Source organism: Rhizobium sp. FY34, assembly GCF_005222845.1.
Classification (GTDB): domain Bacteria; phylum Pseudomonadota; class Alphaproteobacteria; order Rhizobiales; family Rhizobiaceae; genus Neorhizobium.
The window spans coordinates 1-17,248 of sequence record NZ_STFZ01000012.1 but is presented as its reverse complement, the minus strand read 5'-3'; the positions used below and the strand labels follow the sequence as shown (position 1 = coordinate 17,248).

General features: G+C 59.7%; 13 protein-coding genes. 1 reads left to right on the top strand and 12 read right to left on the bottom strand.

Annotation, left to right across the window (positions count from 1 at the left end):
- Positions 1–95: 95 nt before the first annotated feature.
- The 7 genes from E8M77_RS10015 to epmA form a co-directional block, all read right to left on the bottom strand.
- Positions 96–2,534: a glycoside hydrolase family 2 protein gene (locus E8M77_RS10015; protein WP_246659211.1), complete on the bottom strand. Its 2,439-nt coding sequence runs from the start codon at positions 2,532–2,534 to the stop codon at positions 96–98.
- Between the two features lie 32 nt (positions 2,535–2,566).
- Positions 2,567–3,553, bottom strand: a complete 987-nt coding sequence (locus E8M77_RS10010) for a DUF1839 family protein (RefSeq protein WP_137130499.1) — start codon at positions 3,551–3,553, stop codon at positions 2,567–2,569.
- 5 nt (positions 3,554–3,558) lie between these two features.
- Complete coding sequence (locus E8M77_RS10005; protein WP_137130498.1) at positions 3,559–4,467, bottom strand: amino acid--[acyl-carrier-protein] ligase; 909 nt, start codon at positions 4,465–4,467, stop codon at positions 3,559–3,561.
- Between the two features lie 3 nt (positions 4,468–4,470).
- Complete coding sequence (locus tag E8M77_RS10000) at positions 4,471–5,658, bottom strand: acyl-CoA dehydrogenase family protein (protein WP_137130497.1); 1,188 nt, start codon at positions 5,656–5,658, stop codon at positions 4,471–4,473.
- Entirely contained in the window at positions 5,658–5,909 is a 252-nt protein-coding gene (locus E8M77_RS09995) for an acyl carrier protein (RefSeq protein ID WP_137130496.1), read from the bottom strand. Before E8M77_RS09995 ends, E8M77_RS10000 begins: the two co-directional genes overlap by 1 nt.
- Positions 5,910–6,206: 297 nt before the next feature.
- A complete protein-coding gene (locus tag E8M77_RS09990) occupies positions 6,207–7,265 on the bottom strand; it encodes a lysine-2,3-aminomutase-like protein (RefSeq protein WP_137130495.1) in 1,059 nt (352 codons plus the stop codon).
- Positions 7,262–8,308 carry an EF-P lysine aminoacylase EpmA gene (epmA, locus tag E8M77_RS09985; protein ID WP_137130584.1) on the bottom strand — a complete coding sequence of 349 codons (1,047 nt, stop codon included), beginning with the start codon at positions 8,306–8,308 and terminating at the stop codon, positions 7,262–7,264. Before epmA ends, E8M77_RS09990 begins: the two co-directional genes overlap by 4 nt.
- A gap of 231 nt (positions 8,309–8,539) precedes the next feature.
- Here epmA and efp point away from each other — a divergent pair, with 231 nt between their 5' ends.
- On the top strand, positions 8,540–9,109 hold the full coding sequence (efp, locus tag E8M77_RS09980) for an elongation factor P (protein ID WP_137130494.1): 570 nt from the start codon (positions 8,540–8,542) through the stop codon (positions 9,107–9,109).
- A 117-nt stretch (positions 9,110–9,226) separates the two neighbouring features.
- On the opposite strand, the gene E8M77_RS09975 is transcribed toward efp, so the two are convergent.
- The 5 genes from E8M77_RS09975 to E8M77_RS09955 all read right to left on the bottom strand — a co-directional run bounded on the left by E8M77_RS09975 (position 9,227) and on the right by E8M77_RS09955 (position 16,859).
- The gene (locus E8M77_RS09975; protein WP_137130493.1) at positions 9,227–10,660 is read right to left on the bottom strand and encodes an efflux transporter outer membrane subunit; all 1,434 of its coding nucleotides are present in this window, start codon (positions 10,658–10,660) and stop codon (positions 9,227–9,229) included.
- Positions 10,661–10,777: 117 nt separating this feature from the next.
- Positions 10,778–13,882, bottom strand: coding sequence for an efflux RND transporter permease subunit (locus tag E8M77_RS09970; RefSeq protein ID WP_137130492.1), 3,105 nt, complete (start codon positions 13,880–13,882; stop codon positions 10,778–10,780).
- A gap of 41 nt (positions 13,883–13,923) precedes the next feature.
- The gene (locus E8M77_RS09965; RefSeq protein WP_137130491.1) at positions 13,924–15,135 is read right to left on the bottom strand and encodes an efflux RND transporter periplasmic adaptor subunit; all 1,212 of its coding nucleotides are present in this window, start codon (positions 15,133–15,135) and stop codon (positions 13,924–13,926) included.
- 139 nt (positions 15,136–15,274) lie between these two features.
- Positions 15,275–16,015, bottom strand: a complete 741-nt coding sequence (locus E8M77_RS24380; RefSeq protein ID WP_137130490.1) for a TetR family transcriptional regulator — start codon at positions 16,013–16,015, stop codon at positions 15,275–15,277.
- Positions 15,915–16,859: a phosphoribosylaminoimidazolesuccinocarboxamide synthase gene (locus tag E8M77_RS09955; RefSeq protein WP_137130489.1), complete on the bottom strand. Its 945-nt coding sequence runs from the start codon at positions 16,857–16,859 to the stop codon at positions 15,915–15,917. The genes E8M77_RS24380 and E8M77_RS09955 overlap by 101 nt, the downstream gene beginning before the upstream one ends.
- Positions 16,860–17,248 lie beyond the last annotated feature (389 nt).

Below are 17,248 nucleotides of genomic sequence, written 5' to 3'. Positions count from 1 at the left end.
GAGTAGCGCGATGTGGGCGCACGTCCATAGTTTTCGATGATTCGGATGATGCTTGTGGCGCAAATGGCGAGGTATCACGGTCGAAGGCGCGGCGCTCAGAATGCGCTGATCTGCCGCCCGCCGAGACTGGTGACCGACCCTGAGGCCAGTGTGGTAAGGTCGGTGCCGTCCAATGGCGACAAGATGACGCTTTTTGCGGCGCCGGGCGCCAGATGAAAGCCATTTTCTTTGGCCCGATATCCATCGCAGGCGATGTTTACGCTCTGCGCCAGCCGGTCTGTCGTGATGGAGAGCGCCCAGGCGCCCTCATCCTTGCGCTGCAGCACCAGTTCCAGCGTCGCATCGTGAAATGCCGCGCTGTGCCCCTGCGGGAAATGAAAGGCCTCCGCCAGGATCTCCTGGGTTTGCCTGTCTTTCAGGCGTGCTACACTCACGTCATGCGCGGGCGGACCAAAGCGATAGGCATAGGTCGTGTCGAAGAAGGCGCCAAACAGATCTGTTGCGGCAAGGCTTGCCGTGCGGCGCGGCTCCAGCGTCAGTTCACGCCTGCCGGACACGACAGTCTGCTGGCCGTGGCGCAGGCAGGCAAGCTCGACGACAAGCTCCTGCCGGTGTGGCGTTTCGTTGAGAACATGCACATCCAGCCCATTGGTACCCTCGTCGGACAGCAGGATCTGGATCGGCCGGAAGGCGCGCTTCAGCGCATGCCATGCGGATTTCGGGTTGGCGTCCGAATCGACTACGCCCCAACCCGCACCGGGCAGAAGATCCTGCAGCGTCCAGACCAGCGCGCCATTGCAGCTGGCGCCGGGCCTTCGCCATTCGGCAAAGCTTGCCTCCATCACTTCTGCCGTCGCGGCACGTGAAAGCGTGAGGTAGCGCTCCGCGTCCTCGCGCCGCAGGCGCGCCGGATCGACACCAAAGAGCAGGCCGAGATAGTGCTCGCGGACATCCTCGAAATCCCAGCTGGCGCCCAGATCGCGCGGCACGCGGTCCTTCCAGCGCGGATCATGCACCGGCGACACCGGCAGATGCTGGTCCAGCATGGCGGCATCCGGAACCTGCGAGAAGGCGAGGCATTCGGCCGCAAAGCGCAGATTGGCACGCCGTGCGTCCTCCAAGGGCCGCATATAGGCGCCAACGCCATAGTAATGTCCCACCCCCTCGTTGACAAAGAAGGGCTGCGCGCCGCCGCTTGGCGAATTTTCCACGTAAGGCAGGTGCGGCATGAGATCAGCACAGAGCTTGGGTAGAATCTCGGTGGTCAGCGTCGTTTTCCAGATGCGCTCGGGCAGACCGAGCATGGCGCCCTGCTGGTGCATTTCGCTTCCGCCGCAGAGTATCGCCAGCGATGGCGATGCCGAATGGCGTGCCAGACACTGCGTTAACTCTGTTTTCACGTGAATCATCAGTGATTCATCGCCTGCCGGATAATCAAAATTGGCCAGCATCATGTCCTGCCAGACCATCAGCCCCAATTCGTCGCAGAGATGGAGGAAGTCTGTCGTCTCATAGGCCATGGTGCCGCCAATGCGGATCATGTTCATGCCGGCCTCAGCCGCCAGCCGTAAAAACGGCTCATAGGCGGCCCGCTTGCATGGCAGATCGACAATGTCGGCGCTGGTCCACACGGCGCCGCGGCAGAAGATTGTCTCGCCATTGACCACAAGCGCAAAGTCACGCCCGTCCGTGCCGCGGTCGATTGCGATGCGGCGAAAGCCGGTGCGGCCCAGATGATGCGAAACGCCGGCGATCGTCAGCGTCACGTCATGCAGAATGGGCTTGCCATGGCTTGCCGGCCACCAGGGTTCAACTCCCGGAATGGCAAGCTCTGCGATGTAAAGCCCGTCCTCCTGCCGTTTCACGGGCATATCAGCACCGGCGCAGGAAAGCGTGGCCCCCTCGATCTGCGCATCGCAGCCAAACCGCAGCGACAGATGGCCAGTGCCCTCGGTATCGAGACGGCTGGACAGCAAGAGGTCGAAGAGGGCGATACGCGCAGGCCGGATTAACAAGATCGGTCGGAACGGACCGACTGCCACCACATCCGGGCACCAGCCGGGCATGAAACCCAGCGCCGTGGTGCGTAAAAGACGAAGGCCCTGGGTTCGCATCATCCGCGGGCGCCAGCGCGCGCGCGCGCCCTTGCGTTCCAGATACGGGCCCATCGCCCGAAAACAGATTGCCAGCGCATCCCGGCCCGTCAGCACCACCGGCACATCATGGCTCTCGAACATGCTGTCGCTGTCCAGTATTTTTTGTCCGTTGAGAAACACCTCGGAGATGGTGGCGAGGCCCTCGAAACGCAGCACGGCAGGTCCTGCCGGTTCAGACAGGTTCAACCTGTACCAGGCATCGAGGTTCTCGAGTGAGGTGGGGCTCGTGCGGTCGAAGCGTCCCGCCCGTTCCAGCGCGCCGGCCAGCGTTCCGGGGACCGGAGCCGGCAAGGCCTCCAGCGTCTCGGGGAGATCGCTTGCCACGGCGAAGAGGCCGGGCGTGGTTGTCACCACCGTCCAGCCGGTCTCCAGGCGCAGAACCTCTGCGCCGATGCTTGAGATCACGCCCGTCACGCCGCCTCGCGAAGATCTTGCAACTCGCCTGCAAGACTTGTCATCAACTGGTCCCAGGCAAGCGCTGCCGGATCAAGCGCGGTTTCCAGTGCCTCGAATTTCTTGCGCGTCAGCGCGCGGGCCAGCTGGAACTGTACGCTCTTGGCCGATTCGGCAATCTTCAGCGCCTCACTGGACGCCGTTGTGAAATCTCGGCCTTCGCCCAGCCAATCCAGATGTGCCGACAGAAGCTCGAAATTCGCGCCCACTTGCCGCAGCGTGTTGAAGGCGAACTTGTGGAAGAAGGAGAAGTCGCGCTCGGCCAGCTTTTGCGCTTGCGTTGGAAACACGGTCGCAAAGGTGCGGATGGGATTTTCCGCCGGGCGTCGTGCAAAATGGCGCAACAGCAGCGCTTGCGCAGTTTGCCGCTGGTGTTCGGTGCTCGCTGGTTTTGCCGGGAACTTGGCAAATTCCGTATAGGGCAGGAAAGGTAGGGCGCCGGGGCCAGCGTTTTTCTGGAACAGCCCGTCGAAATCATCGCCGGACAGGTGGAAGAACCCGCCATTGTGGAAATAGTCGAGTTCCCGCTGCTCCATGTCCAGCCGGTTGATCGCCACCGTGGTCTTGCCGTGCTCGAGTGCATAGGCCACGCCGCGCGTGTCTGGCATGTAGAAACTGTCCATTTCGACAAGGCAGAGACGCCCGCGCGCGATTTGCGTTGCCAGATGGCTTTCCACCGCATCGAAGATCGCCAGTTCGGTCACCTGGATGCCATAGAGGCTTTCCAGATCCTCCAGCGGCACCTTGAAGAAGGTGAACTGGTCGCCCTCGAAATCCTGAGTCAGCGTGAAGCCCAGCATGGAGACGGGCTCCACGCCATGGCTTTTCAGTACCTCGATCCACAGATCGACATAGCAATTGGTTTCCGGCCAGATCCGCGTCGCCGCATGCAGCGCATGCGGCTGATAGGTAGCCGGCTCAAGATCGGCAAAGACCTGTACCATCCCGTTCAGCCCCAGAGGATCTTGCGGATGTCTTCCTGCCAGTCCGAAGTGGACAGGCCATGGGTGTGGAAGAGGGCAAGCGCGATGCGTTCCAGGCCAAAACCGACGCAGGCTGTGTGTGCCACAGCGCCATCTTCCAGGTTGAGGCCCCATTTGGTGCCGAATGCATCCTGATGGTAATTGAAGCTCATGCAGGCGGTGGGCTTGGCCACGGAGGTGATGGGGATCAGCAGCTCGAATTTCAGGTTCTGGTCGCGCTGGTTGTTTGCCATCATCTTGCCGGCACGGCCGAAGAAGGGGTCGTTTGCCACGTCGATCTCGACGGTGAGGCCGAGCAGCTTCATCATCTCCACGCCGCGGTCCATCCAGCTCTGGCGGAAGTCCGTCACATGTTGCTCGGTGCCCATGCAGACATATTCGCGCATGCGAAACAGCTGCTGGCGAGCCGGATCCTTGGAAGGTTCGTGGCGGAAGCAGTAGCTCTGAAGGTCAAACAGTTTGCCGGTCATCGGCAGGGCGCCACGGCGAGCGACCGTCGGATAGAGCGGATAGCAGGCAGCCGGCGTCAGCACGATATCGGTGGCTTCCTGCTCCTTGGTCCAGTCCTCGCCCACTTCCATGCATTTCAAGAGGCTCATATGGTCATGGTCATTGCCGCAGAAGGAATGCACGGTGCCGGCCAGTTGCGGAAAGCTCTTCATATAGCCGCTGGTTTCGAAATAGGCGCGGTTCATGCCCGGCGGAAAGCGCATGGCTTCCGCGCCGTCCTGGCCGCCAAACCGGTCGATCAGCCGTTCGAAGGCAGCAATCACGTCTTCGAATTCGCCGCTGCGGCCATAAAGCCCGTCCACGCCGGTTTCAATCAGAAGACCCGCATCAAACAGGCGATCGAGAAAATTGGTCTGCATGTCCATCGGTTATCCCCCCAGAAGGCTCAGATCGGGCTTCTGCACCAGAAGCATTGTGGCGGTATTGCCAAGAATGCGGTCATTGGAAATCATCAGCCGTGCCGAATGGGCATCGCGCAGGTGCCGGCCAAGGCTATAGGGCGTGCCGTTCTTGTAGCCCATGATGCCGCAGATCAGCAGCGCCCGGTTGATGATCTCGAGGATCGTTTCGGACGATGCGATCTTCACATTGTTCATGGCGATGGCAAAGCTCATGGAAGATAGCTTGTCGGGGTTCGCCCGCGCCTCGTCATAGGTCTTCAGGCCGGTCAGCAGGTTGGATTTTACCAGTTGCAGCAGGTTGACGGCCTCTGCCAGATGCGAGGCACCTGGCGGAATGACACCGGCGGATTTGCGGGCGGCGGCCCGCACGAAGCTCTGTGCTCTGGCCACCGCATCGGCGGCGATGCCATACCAGACACCGCTCCATAAGAGATGCGAAGTGGCCAGCATGCTTTGCGCGGCAATCTCGGCAAAGGGTTTAGGGAAGATCTGTTCGGCGGGCGCTTGCCCCCGAAAGACAAAGCCTTCCGAACAGGTGCCGCGCATGCCGAGCGTATCCCAGTCGGTGGTCTTTTCCAGCGTGTATTGGTGCTTCAGGAATGCCGTCATCACCTGGTCGCTCGGTGCCGCATCGGCATGGGCGCGCGAGGTGATCAGGATGGCATCGGCTTGGGTGGCATAGGAAATGACGGTGGCGTTCTTCTCCAGCCGGCAGATCTGGCCATCCACCTCGATGGCGCAGATGGAATTGCGCAAATTGCCGCCAATGCCGCCCTCCGTCGTTGCAGAAGCGATCAGATACTGGTGCTTGGCAACATCGCGCATGAAAGCACTGTGCCAGCCGGTGTCGTCGCTATGCTCCACAAGGCTCGACGCCTTGATATGGTGCATGGCAAAGACCATGGCGGATGCGGCGCAGGCCTGGCCGAGGATCACGCATATTTCAGCAATTTCCGTCAGCGATGCCGCTTCGCCACCGTGGCTTGCGGGCACCTGGATACCCAGCAGCCGCTCGGCCTTCATTGCCTCCACCGCCTCGCTGGGAAAACGTCCGGCCTGGTCCACGTCATCTGCATGGCGTGCGGCAATGGCTGCCACGCGCTGGGCTCTCACGCAGAGGCTCAAGGCCTGGGGGGCGAAGGCAACAACGCTCATCAGGCGGCCTCTTGTGCCTTGAGGATCTGCGAAACGGTCACTTCGATCGCTGCAATGCTGGCAAACGACTTGCGGTTCAGCAGATTGTCCGGAAATTCGATATCGAAGGCTTCCTCAATGCCGAGCATCACCTGCACGGATGCAAAGGAGGAAAGTCCTGCCGCGTAAAGGTCCGCGTCCTGCGCCAGATCTGCTGCCGGTACCGGCAGGTTGCCGACCTTGGCCAGAATATCGCGTATCGTCTCGTTCATCTCGACTGCTCCCAACGTGAAATGTGTTGATGAGCAGATCCTTAAGTCGGAAAGCATAAGGAAGCGCTAAGCAGAAAGGTGAACAACGGGCAGAGAGACTCCATCAAATTCGATAGAAACATTGTTCATATTCGACACAAGCGCTGGTTTTTGAAAATAATATCAAATATTTGCTTGAGGGAACGGTGACGTTAGGGCGGTTTTGGGGTCATCCTATCTGTTTACCTTTATGGTGCTTCAGCCTTTTCAAACTTGTTGTAAGGTCGCGTTGACACCAAAAGCCATGGCTGCCTGCCGTTACTCCAGCTCCTCTGGCGGATAGGTGTGGCTCTGGCCGCGGTAATCGCTGATGGTGTAGCAACCGTCATCGATCTGTCGCACAGCGCTGCGGCCGATCAGTGCCTTGCCATAGCCGCCCGGAATATCCAGCACATAGGTCGGCTGGCAAAGGCCGGAGACCCGGCCGCGCAGGGCCTCGACGATCCGCTGTCCCTCGGCGATATCCAGCCGGAAATGGCTGGTGCCGGGCGCCAGATCCGGATGATGCAGGTAATAGGGCTTTACTCGCGCCTCGACAAAGGCGCGCATCAACTCGGCCAGTATGGCCGGATCGTCGTTTACGCCTTTGAGAAGCACTGTCTGGCTGACCATGGAAATGCCGGCATCCACCAGAAGCGCACAGGCGGCGCGGGCGTCTTCCGTCATTTCCCGCGGATGATTGGCGTGCAGCGCGACATAGACCGTCTTGCCGCTTGCCTTTAGTGCCGCGATCAGAGCCTCGTCGATGGCGGCTGGATCTACCACCGGCACCCGGCTGTGGAACCGAATGATCTTCACATGTGCGATGTCGCGCAGGCCGCGCATGATCTCGGTAAGCCGACGCGGGGAGAGCACCAGCGGATCGCCGCCGGTGAGGATCACTTCCCAGATCTCGGGCTTTGCGCGGATATAGGAAAATGCGTCCTCCAGTTCGCTGGCAGATAGCGTGCCATCGCCGGAAGGGCCGACCATTTCGCGGCGAAAACAGAAGCGGCAATAGACCGGACAGATATGTAGCGCCTTCAGGAGAACACGGTCCGGATAGCGATGCACGATGCCCTTGACGGGCGAATGCGCGCCATCGCCAATCGGGTCGGCCCGCTCCTGCGGCGTTGTGTCGAGTTCGCGCAGGTCCGGCACGAATTGCAAGGCAATCGGGTCGTGAGCATCGTCCGGGTCGATCAGTGCAGCCATGGCGGGCGTCACAGCAATCGCATAACGCTGCCCGACCCGGCTGGCTGCATCAAGGCCGTCCTCGCCTACCAGACCGGCGCCATGAAGGTCTGCGACCGATTTCAGCGCGCGTGGTGCTGTCATACGTTTGAATCCGCCACCGGCGCCCACATGACCTGGTCGATGCGGGCCGCACCGGTTGCCAGCATCACCAAGCGATCAAAGCCCAGTGCAATGCCGCTTGCCTCCGGCATGATGGAGAGTGCTGCGAGAAACTCCTCATCGAGCGGATAGGTTTCGCCGTAGACGCGCTGCTTTTCCGCCATTTCCGCTTCAAAGCGCAGGCGCTGTTCGTCTGCATCCGTCAATTCGCCAAAGGCATTGGCCAGTTCCACGCCGCAGGCATAAAGCTCGAAGCGTTCGGCCACGCGCGGATCGTCGCCTGCGGGTCGTGCAAGGGCTGCTTCGCAGATCGGATAGCGCTCAAGAATGGTAGCCCGGCCCTTTCCCAGATGCGGCTCGATCTTTTCCAGCAGAACGCGGCTGAAGAGATCGGTCCAGGTGTCGTCATCGGCGACACGGATACCGGCGCCGATCACCTGCACCCGAAGCTCGTCGCGGTTCGTTTCGCCATTGCTGGCGAGGGATGCCAGAAGATCGATGCCGGCAAACTGTGCAAAGGCATCGGCAACGCTCAGCCGCTCCGGTTCGGCAAAGGGATTGCAGGTCAGGCCGCGATAGGAAAACCTGGTCGTGCCGGTGGTTTCGGCGGCAAGCCGCAACAGGGCTGCGCAATCTTCCATCAGGGCGGTATAGCCTTCGCCCACCCGGTACCATTCCAGCATGGTGAATTCCGGGTGATGCAGTGCCCCACGCTCGCGGTTGCGATAGACATGCGCAAAGCAGGCTATGCGCTGCTCGCCGGCTGACAGAAGCTTCTTGCAGGCAAATTCCGGCGAGGTGTGCAGATGCATGCGGCTGGCACGCCCGTCGGTGGTCAGCATATCGGTGGAAAAGGCGTGCAGATGTGCTTCATTGCCAGGGGATACCTGTAAAGTTGCGGTATCCACCTCGATAAAATCCTGGTCTGCGAGATAGCCACGAAAGGCCTGCTGGATGCGATTGCGGCCGATCAGGAAGGGGCGACGATCAGCATGGATATCCGGTCGCCACCATGTTCTGGGCAATGGAACAGATTTCGGCTGCAAGAGGGGCTCCAATACCACGCTCCAAATCCTGAATGTCGATCGGTCCTAGGCCTTTCTTCCGGGCCTTGACCTTCGAAGACTTCCACTTTCCGCCGAATTGAGGTAGGTGCGCGTGGAAAACAGATAAAGCGTCCAGAACGCCGGCAGATGGCTGGTCCTCTACGACGCATTCACGGTACTGACAAGCCAAGCCAGGCACAAGGAAATCCCATGGTCAAGGTAATCGCCTCATCCGTCCGCAAGGGCAATGTTATCGACGTCGACGGCAAGCTCTATGTGGTGCTGACGGCAGAGAACTTTCACCCCGGCAAGGGCACGCCCGTGACGCAGGTCAACATGCGCCGCATCGTTGACGGCGTAAAGGTGTCGGAGCGCTGGCGCACGACCGAACAGGTCGAGCGCGCCTTCGTTGAGGACGTCAACCATCAGTTCCTCTATGAAGATGGCGAGGGCTTCCACTTCATGAACCCGGAAAACTACGACCAGGTCGTGGTGGACGTGGAAACCATGGGTGACCAGAAGGCCTATCTTCAGGAAGGCATGACCTGCATTCTCTCCATGCATGAAGGTATTGCGCTGGCGCTGCAACTGCCGCGCCATGTGACGCTGGAAATCACCGAGACCGAACCGGTCGTCAAGGGTCAAACGGCGTCGTCGTCCTACAAGCCGGCTATGCTGTCGAACGGTATCCGCACCATGGTGCCGCCGCATGTGGATGCCGGCATCCGTGTCGTTATCGCAACGGAAGACAATTCCTACGTCGAACGCGCCAAGAACTGATGGCCCGAAAAACGGGGTGGCCTGTGTGCAGGCTGCCCCGACTGGGTTTCCCACAAAAGAAAAGCCCCGGATCCATTGAGATCCGGGGCTTTTCTTTTGTGGTGATGACGGGCTGTCTCAGCGCTGGGTGGCCGCTGCGGCAACCACCGTCGGGCCCTTGCCCCAGGCATAGCCGCCGCCGATGGCAACGCTCAAAGTTACGTAGTCCTGCGCCTGCTGCTGGATGGCAGTGGCAAGATTGGCCTGTGCGCTTGATACCTGGCGTTGCGCATCCAGAACGTCGAGCAGCGAGGAGGCGCCGTCGCGGTAGCTGGCTGTCGCCAGTTGCAGCGCTTCCTGGTAGGAGCTGACCGTGGCGCGCTGGGCGGCCACCGCACGGCCATCACGGGTGATGGCGGCTAGAGCATTCTCGACTTCCTCGACAGCGCCGAGAACCGTCTTCTTCCAGGCAAGATAGGCTTCGCGTGCCTGCGATTCGGATGAGCTGAGATTGGCGCGAAGCTGACCACCGTCGAAGATCGGCAAGTTCAGGCTGGGGCCGAAGGACCAGGACAGGCGTCCGGATTCCGATCCACCGGCGACTCGCGTATAGCCGGGGGTGATTGAACCACCCAGGCTGATGCTGGGATAGAGCTGGGCTTCGGCAACGCCGATCGATGCCACGGCTGCTGCCAACTGGCGTTCGGCAGCGCGGATGTCCGGCCGGTTGCGGATAAGATCGGCCGGAACGCCTGCCTTCGGGTTGATTCGCGCCACCGGCTGACCGGAACCGCGTTGCAGATCGCTGATCAGCGACGAGGCGGGCAGGGCAAGCAGGGTGGCGACACGGTGGGCGGCGCGGCGGAAGGATGTTTCAAGGCCCGGAATATCGGCAAGCGTCGAGTTTACCAGACCTTCGGACTGCACGACGTCAAGCCTTGATGCGGCGCCGGCTTCCAGCTGCAGCTTGGTCAGGTCCAGCGTTTCGCGGCGGGACTTGAGGTTCTGCTGCGCCACCGAAATGCGCTCCTGATAGTAGCGCACGTCGATATAGGCAGAGGCAACCGAGGACAGGAGCGTCAGGCGCGCCGTATCGACATTGGAATAGGCAGCGTCGAGGGATGCCAGCGCGCTTTCCTTGGATCGCTTGTAGCGACCGAAGAGATCGAGGAGCCAGGAGACGTCGAGCGAGCCGGATGCTGCAGTCGCTGCCGGTGTATCGGTCCCGCCGCTCCAGCCACGTACGCCACTGCGGCCAGCCTGGGAAGACAGGGTGAGCGACGGAAGGCCATTTGCGCCTGCCGATACCACGTTGGCTTCCGCCTGGTTGATTCGCTCCATGGCCTCAAGGATGTCGAGATTCTGGTCGAGGCCCTTGGCGATAAAGCCATTCAAACGCGTGTCGTTGAATGCCGTCCACCAGGCTTGCTGCGAAAGGTCGCCGTTGCTCGCCACGCCGCCCTCGGCAAATTTCGTGGGCAAGGTCATCTCGGGAGCCTTGTGATCGGGACCGAGCACGCAGCTGGAAAGCAGGAGCATGACAAGAGGAGCTGCTGCGCGAATGGAGGTCATGAGTTCATCCTGGTTAAGCGACGATCGATTCATCGGTTTGAGCACCAAGGCACATCCGGTCTGCGGATGTGCCTTCTGTGATCTCATCAAGAAATTAACGTTCAGGCCAATCAAAGGTTAATTTGAAGGTTTTCTACCTCGGGAAAGCCGGCGCACCACCACAAAAAACGAGGGTACGAAGAAAATTCCGAGGACTGTTGCAGAAAGCATACCCCCCAGCACGCCGATGCCGATCGAGTTTTGTGCCGCAGAGCCTGCACCGGTTGCAATGGCCAGCGGAACGACACCCAGAATGAAGGCGAGCGAGGTCATGATAATCGGTCGAAGACGCAGTTTTGCAGCCTCCAGCGTTGCCTCGATGAGGCCGACACCCGCCGCCTGACGGTCTTTTGCGAATTCCACGATCAGGATCGCATTCTTGGCCGCCAGGCCGATCGTCGTCAGCAGACCGACCTTGAAGTAGACGTCATTCGACTGTCCAAACAGCGTGGCCGCGGCGACGGCGCCGAGAACGCCGATGGGAACCGCCATGATGACCGAAAAGGGGATAGACCAGCTCTCATAGAGTGCGGCAAGGCACAGGAACACGATGAGGACCGAGAGCGCATAAAGCAGAGGCGCCTGCGAGCCAGACAATCTCTCCTGATAGGAGATACCCTGCCAGGCGACGGAATAGCCGCCGTCCAGCTGCGATGTCAGCTGTTCCATCGTGTTCATCGCCGTGCCGGAGCTTACGCCCGGACCTGCTGAACCTTCCATGGAAATCGCGCTGACGCCGTTGAAGCGGCTGAGTGTCGGCGCGCCGCTGACCCATTCGGATCGAGTAAACGATGAGAAGGGCACCATTTCGCCCGTGCTATTGCGGGCAAACCAGCTGTTGATGGCATCTGCCTGCATGCGGTAGGGCGCATCGCCCTGCACATAGACAGGCTTTAGCTCATTGTTGAGAGTAAAGTCATTGACGTCACGTCCGGCAAAGATCGTTGTCAGCATGGAATTGACGGTGGCGATGTCGAGGCCCATGGCGCCCATCTTTTCCTGGTCGAGCAGGAAACGCAGTTGGGTTTCACTGGGCGGACTGTTGGAGCGCAAGGCCGTGACAGTGGGATTGCCGCCGCCTGCCTGAAGCAGTTGCTGTGATGCCCCCGTGAGCGCCTGCGTCCCTGTCTTGCCGCTATCGACGAGATACATGGAGAAGCCGCTGGAATTGCCGAGGCCCGGAATGGCCGGAGGCTGCAACGGGAAGACGGTCGCGTCGCGTAGCGTGAAGAAATAGCCCATGGCGCGCCCGACAACTGCCGATGCCGCCAGTTTGGGATCGCTGCGGAGGTCAAAGTCCTTCAGCTTGGTGAAGACCATGGCATAGTTCTGCCCGGAGCCGGTGAAGGAGAAACCGGCCACGGCAAACACGTCCTCAACCGCATCTTTTTCCTTGTCGAGGAAATAATCCTCGATCTTTTTCACCACTTCTTCCGTGCGGGCCGTGGTGGCGCCATTCGGCAACTGAACGATGGTGAATAGCACGCCCTGGTCTTCCTGCGGAAGGAAGGAGCTTGGCATGCGCAGGAAAAGCCAGCCGCAACTGCCCAGAATGACGACGAACATCAGCATGACCCGCAGCGGACGCTTGAGCAGAAAGCCGATAGTCGAGGTATAGCCATTGGTGGTTCGGTCGAAATTTCGGTTGAACCAGCCGGCCAATCCTTTGCGTTCGCCGTGGTGCTTGGCGGGCTTCAGCATGGTGGCGCACAGCGCCGGCGTCAGCACAATGGCAACCAGCGCAGAAAGCAGCATGGCCGAGACGATGGTGATGGAGAACTGCCGGTAGATGATGCCGGTGGAACCACCGAAAAATGCCATCGGGATGAAGACTGCGGTCAGCACGAGCGCAATGCCGACGATCGCGCCGGTGATCTCGCCCATCGACTTTTCCGTCGCCTCTAGCGGAGACAGGCCCTCCTCGGTCATGATTCGCTCGACGTTTTCCACGACAACGATCGCATCATCGACGAGCAGGCCGATCGCCAGAACCATGGCGAACATGGTCAGCGTATTGATCGAGTAACCGGCGACGGCCAGGATGCCGAATGTGCCGAGCAGTACCACGGGCACCGCGATCATGGGAATGAGCGTGGCACGCAGGTTCTGCAGAAAGATGAGAAGAACGACGAAGACCAAGATGATGGCTTCGATCAGCGTATGCACCACCTTCTCGATCGACAGTTGCACGAAGGGCGTCGTGTCATAGGGATAGGTGATGGCGACATTCGCAGGCAGTGTTGGCGCAATCGCGTTGAGAGCGGTTTTCACCCGTGCGGCGGTGTCCAGCGCATTGGCGCCGGTTGCCAGATTGACGGCAAAACCGGTTGCTGGCTTGCGGTTCGATCGCGAATTGGTCGAATAGCTTTCCTGGCCGATCTCGATGCGCGCAACATCGCTCAGGCGAACGGTTGCACCATCGGTTTCGGTTTTGAGAATGATGGACTGGAAATCCGCGACCGACTGCAACTGGCTCTGGGCTGTCACGGTGACGCTGATCTGCTGGCCTTCCATGATGGGCTGGGCACCGATCGAGCCGACAGAGACCTGCGTGTTCTGGGCCTCGATGGCCGAAGTCACGTCATTGGGCGTGATCTGGAACTTGTTCAGCTTGAACGGATCAAGCCAAACGCGCATCGCGTAGCCCGTGCCGAAGACCTGAATACTGCCGACGCCTTCTAGGCGCTTGATCTGGTCTTCGATCTGCGTCGAGAAAATGTCGCCAAGCTCCACCGGACGCAGCTTGGAATCCGTGGAGACGAGCGCACCGACCAGCAGGATACTGGAGGTGGATCGCGTCACTTCGATGCCGGCGGTTTGAACGACGTCGGGCAACTGCGATTGAACCAGTTGCAGCTTGTTCTGCACCTGTACCTGGGCAATATCCGGATCGATGGAATTGCCGAAGGTCAGCGTCACGGTTGCTGAACCGGTGCTGGATGATGACGTCATATAGGTCAGGTCATCAAGTCCGGTCATGCCGTCTTCAATAATGGTCGTGACGGATTTTTCCACCGTCTCCGCACTTGCGCCATTGTAGCTGGCCTGAATGCGCACGGTCGTCGGCGCGATTTCAGGATATTGTGCGATCGACAGGCTGAAGATTGCCATGCCCCCGCCGAGCATGATGATGATTGCAATCACCCAGGCAAAGATCGGGCGATGAATGAAGAAAGTAGCCATTGTTTACCCCTTGACGCCTGTTTGTCCGTGCCAGCGGCCGATCATGGTTTCGCTGCAGGGGTTGCGGCATTGGCCGCGGGAGCTTCGACGACGAAGCCCTTGTCATTGATGGTGGCTTCCACGGGTGAGACAGGCGCACCATCGGCAATCCGCTGGAGACCGTCGACGACCAGTCGATCACCATCCTTCACATTGCTTGTGACAATCCAGCTGTTTCCGGAAAGCTCGCTGCCTTCGAAGGTCCGCGTTTCGACTTTATTGTCGGCGGTCAGGAATTTTGCCGAAAGAACGCCGGCCGGGCTGCGCGTTGCAGCACGCTGCGGAATGAGGAAGCCGTTTTCATAGCCGACGATGACGGTTGCGCGCACATAGGTGCCGGGCAGGATGATATCATCCGGATTGGCGAATACGGCGCGGATCTGGTATGTTCCGGTCGTCTGGCTGACGGCCATTTCAGCCATATCGACCTTGCCGGTCTTGTCATACTTGGTGCCGTCTTCGAGCGTCAGCGTGATGTCGGCTTCCGTCTGGTTTCCCTTCAGGCGACCGGCAGCGATGGCTGAGCGCAGTTCCAGAAGATTGGCACTCGAATCGGTCAGATCGACATAGATCGGATCGAGGCGACGCAAGGTGGTGAGCGCCGTCGTCTGGTTTGCTGTCACGATATTGCCGATGCTGACGGTCGAAATCGTGGTCAGGCCGTCAAAGGGGGCCTTGATTTCCGTATAGCCCAGATTGATCTGCGCCGATTGCAGGGCAGCCTTTGCCTGGGCGACATCGGCCTGCGCCTGCAAGAGTGTCACGCGTGCATTTTCATATTCAATCTGCGTTGCGCCGCTATTGACCAGCCGCTCGTAGCGGGCAAGGTTTGCTTGGGCGCTTGGAATGCTGGCTTCGGCCTTGGCAAGAGTGGCCTTTGCCTCCTCGAGAAGGGCCGAATAGGTGTCGTCATCGATTTTGTAGAGCAGGTCGCCGGCTTTGACCTCGCTGCCTTCCTTGAAGGCGATCTGTTCGATCATGCCATTGACGCGCGGGCGAACCTCAGCGGTCTGGTAGGCCACGGCGCGGCCCGGCAAGACACGCGTCAATGGCTGTTCGCCCTGCTTCATCACCACCACGCTTACCTTGGCAGGCGGCCGCTCTCCACCGGCGGCTCCTGGCTTGCCGGCGCTTGCGCCGGAATTTCCCTGGTCACTGCAGCTCGCCAGAGCAAGAACAAGCGTGAGCGGAATAATAAGACGGCGTGCGGTCATGGTGCTATCCAATTGAAGGGCAGTCGAACCTGTAAAGGCAGGTGGAAATAGTGGAGCGCAAGGGCCGCCGCGGCAAGACAAAATATGTCTATGTCGGGCATGGCTTGCCAAACTACAAAGTGACGTATGTTACAAATCGTCACTTAGCAAGGGGGTTTTGCAATCCGCAGTTCACGAGATCGACAATTTCATCGCATCTCTGGCGCAGTTCTTCGACTGGCGTATGGGCCAGAAACACCGGGTGCAGCACGCTTGCGAAGGCGCCCGCCAGCGCGCGGCTTGAGCGTTGGGGGTCACGGCTGAAATAGACCCCGGTGGCGATGCCGTATTGAATGAGATCCAGGAACAGGCCATCCAGAATATCTTTGTAGCGCTGTCCGCTGTTCATCGCCGTTTCCGTCAACAGGAAAATCATCTCCAGCATATAAGGGCTGTCCTCGAGTGAGGCGAGATGCGCATCCATGAGCCGATGAGCCATGCAGTGCAGGCGCTGCGGTGCCGGCCCCGCCATGTCTAAATCCTGCAGCCGCTCGATCATGCGATCAATGTGCCGATCACAGATGGCATTTGCCAGCGCCACCTTGGAATGGAAATGCTTGAACACATTGGCTGGAGACATGGACAGTGCCTGCGCAATATGGGCAATCGAGCAGCCGGCAATGCCATTCTCGCCGAACAAGCGTTCGGCTGTCGTTAGAATTTCCTCGCGGGTGTCTTCTGCCCGCCTCCTTGGTCTTCGCACTGTCTCTGTCCCCTCCCGTTTCGACCGGCTCAAACCATTACGGAAAATAGGCCGCAAGGTTACTGCGAATGCGCTCGAGGATATCGGTATCCGGCGAAATCGGCGCGAGCGGCATGCCGGTAATGCTCTCAAAGGCATGACGATAGACGCCAGCCGTGGCTTCGATGAGATCGGCGGGGATCGGCGGGATCTCATCGTGATAGGGATCGCAGCGTTCCGATACCCAGGCGCGCACGAAGTCCTTGTCAAAGCTTTCCGGCCGCTGGCCTTGCTCAAATCGCGCCGGATAGCTGCCGGCGATCCAGTAGCGGCTGCTGTCTGGCGTGTGGATCTCATCGGCGAGAATAATGGTGCCAGCCTCATCCACGCCGAACTCGTATTTCGTATCGACGAGAATTAGGCCACGCTCTGCCGCAAGCGCCTGCCCGCGGGCAAACAGCGCCAGCGCATAGGCGCTGACGGTTTCCCATTGTGCGGCGGTCAGCAGTTTGCTCTCCAGGATGTCGCTTGGTGAAAGCGGTTCATCATGACCGCCGTCAAAGGCCTTGCTGGTCGGCGTGATCACTGGATGGGGCAGGATTTCATTGTCGCGCAACCCGTCTGGAAGGTGAAGACCATAGAGATGGCGCGCGCCCTTCTTATAGAGTGTCAAAAGCGAGGTGCCGGTGGAGCCAGCCAGATAGGCCCGAACGACGATCTCGACCGGCAGGATATCGAGCCGCTTGCCGATCACTACATTCGGGTCCGGATAGGACAGGACGTGATTTGGGCAGATATCTGCGGTCTTCTCAAACCAGTAGCGTGCCGTTTGCGTCAGCACGCGGCCCTTGTCCGGAATAACAGCAAGATTCCTGTCAAAGGCGCTCAGGCGATCGCTGGCGATGATGATCCGCCGCCCATCTGCCAGATCGTAATTGTCACGGACCTTGCCCCGATAATAATGCGGCAGTTCGGCAATGAAGGCTTCGGCGAGAAGATGCACGGCGTTTGACTTTCTGCTGGAGGCCGCCGGCTGCGGCGGAGATGAACATTCAAACCACTATTCTATCGCATGCGCTGTTGGCCAAGGACAAGCGGCAAGGTCTGCTCCTCCCTTTATGCAATAGGTCCTCAGATGTGCCGAACGGCAGGTCTCCCATCTCGCAGACAGAACGCTCCATCCTCGAGAAAAACCGGGCCATTTTGCCTGAAATGGCGCCATGACCTGCCTATTTTCCCATCGACAACAAAATAAACTGATATTTTTCAATTACTTACGTTTTTTATCCGGTTTCAGAAAAAATGCAGTTGACGTATGAAATTGCTGGATCTATAACCCCGATCACTGACGAGGGCGGCGGCGCTGCTAGCGACGAAGTCCTTCGTTCTGGA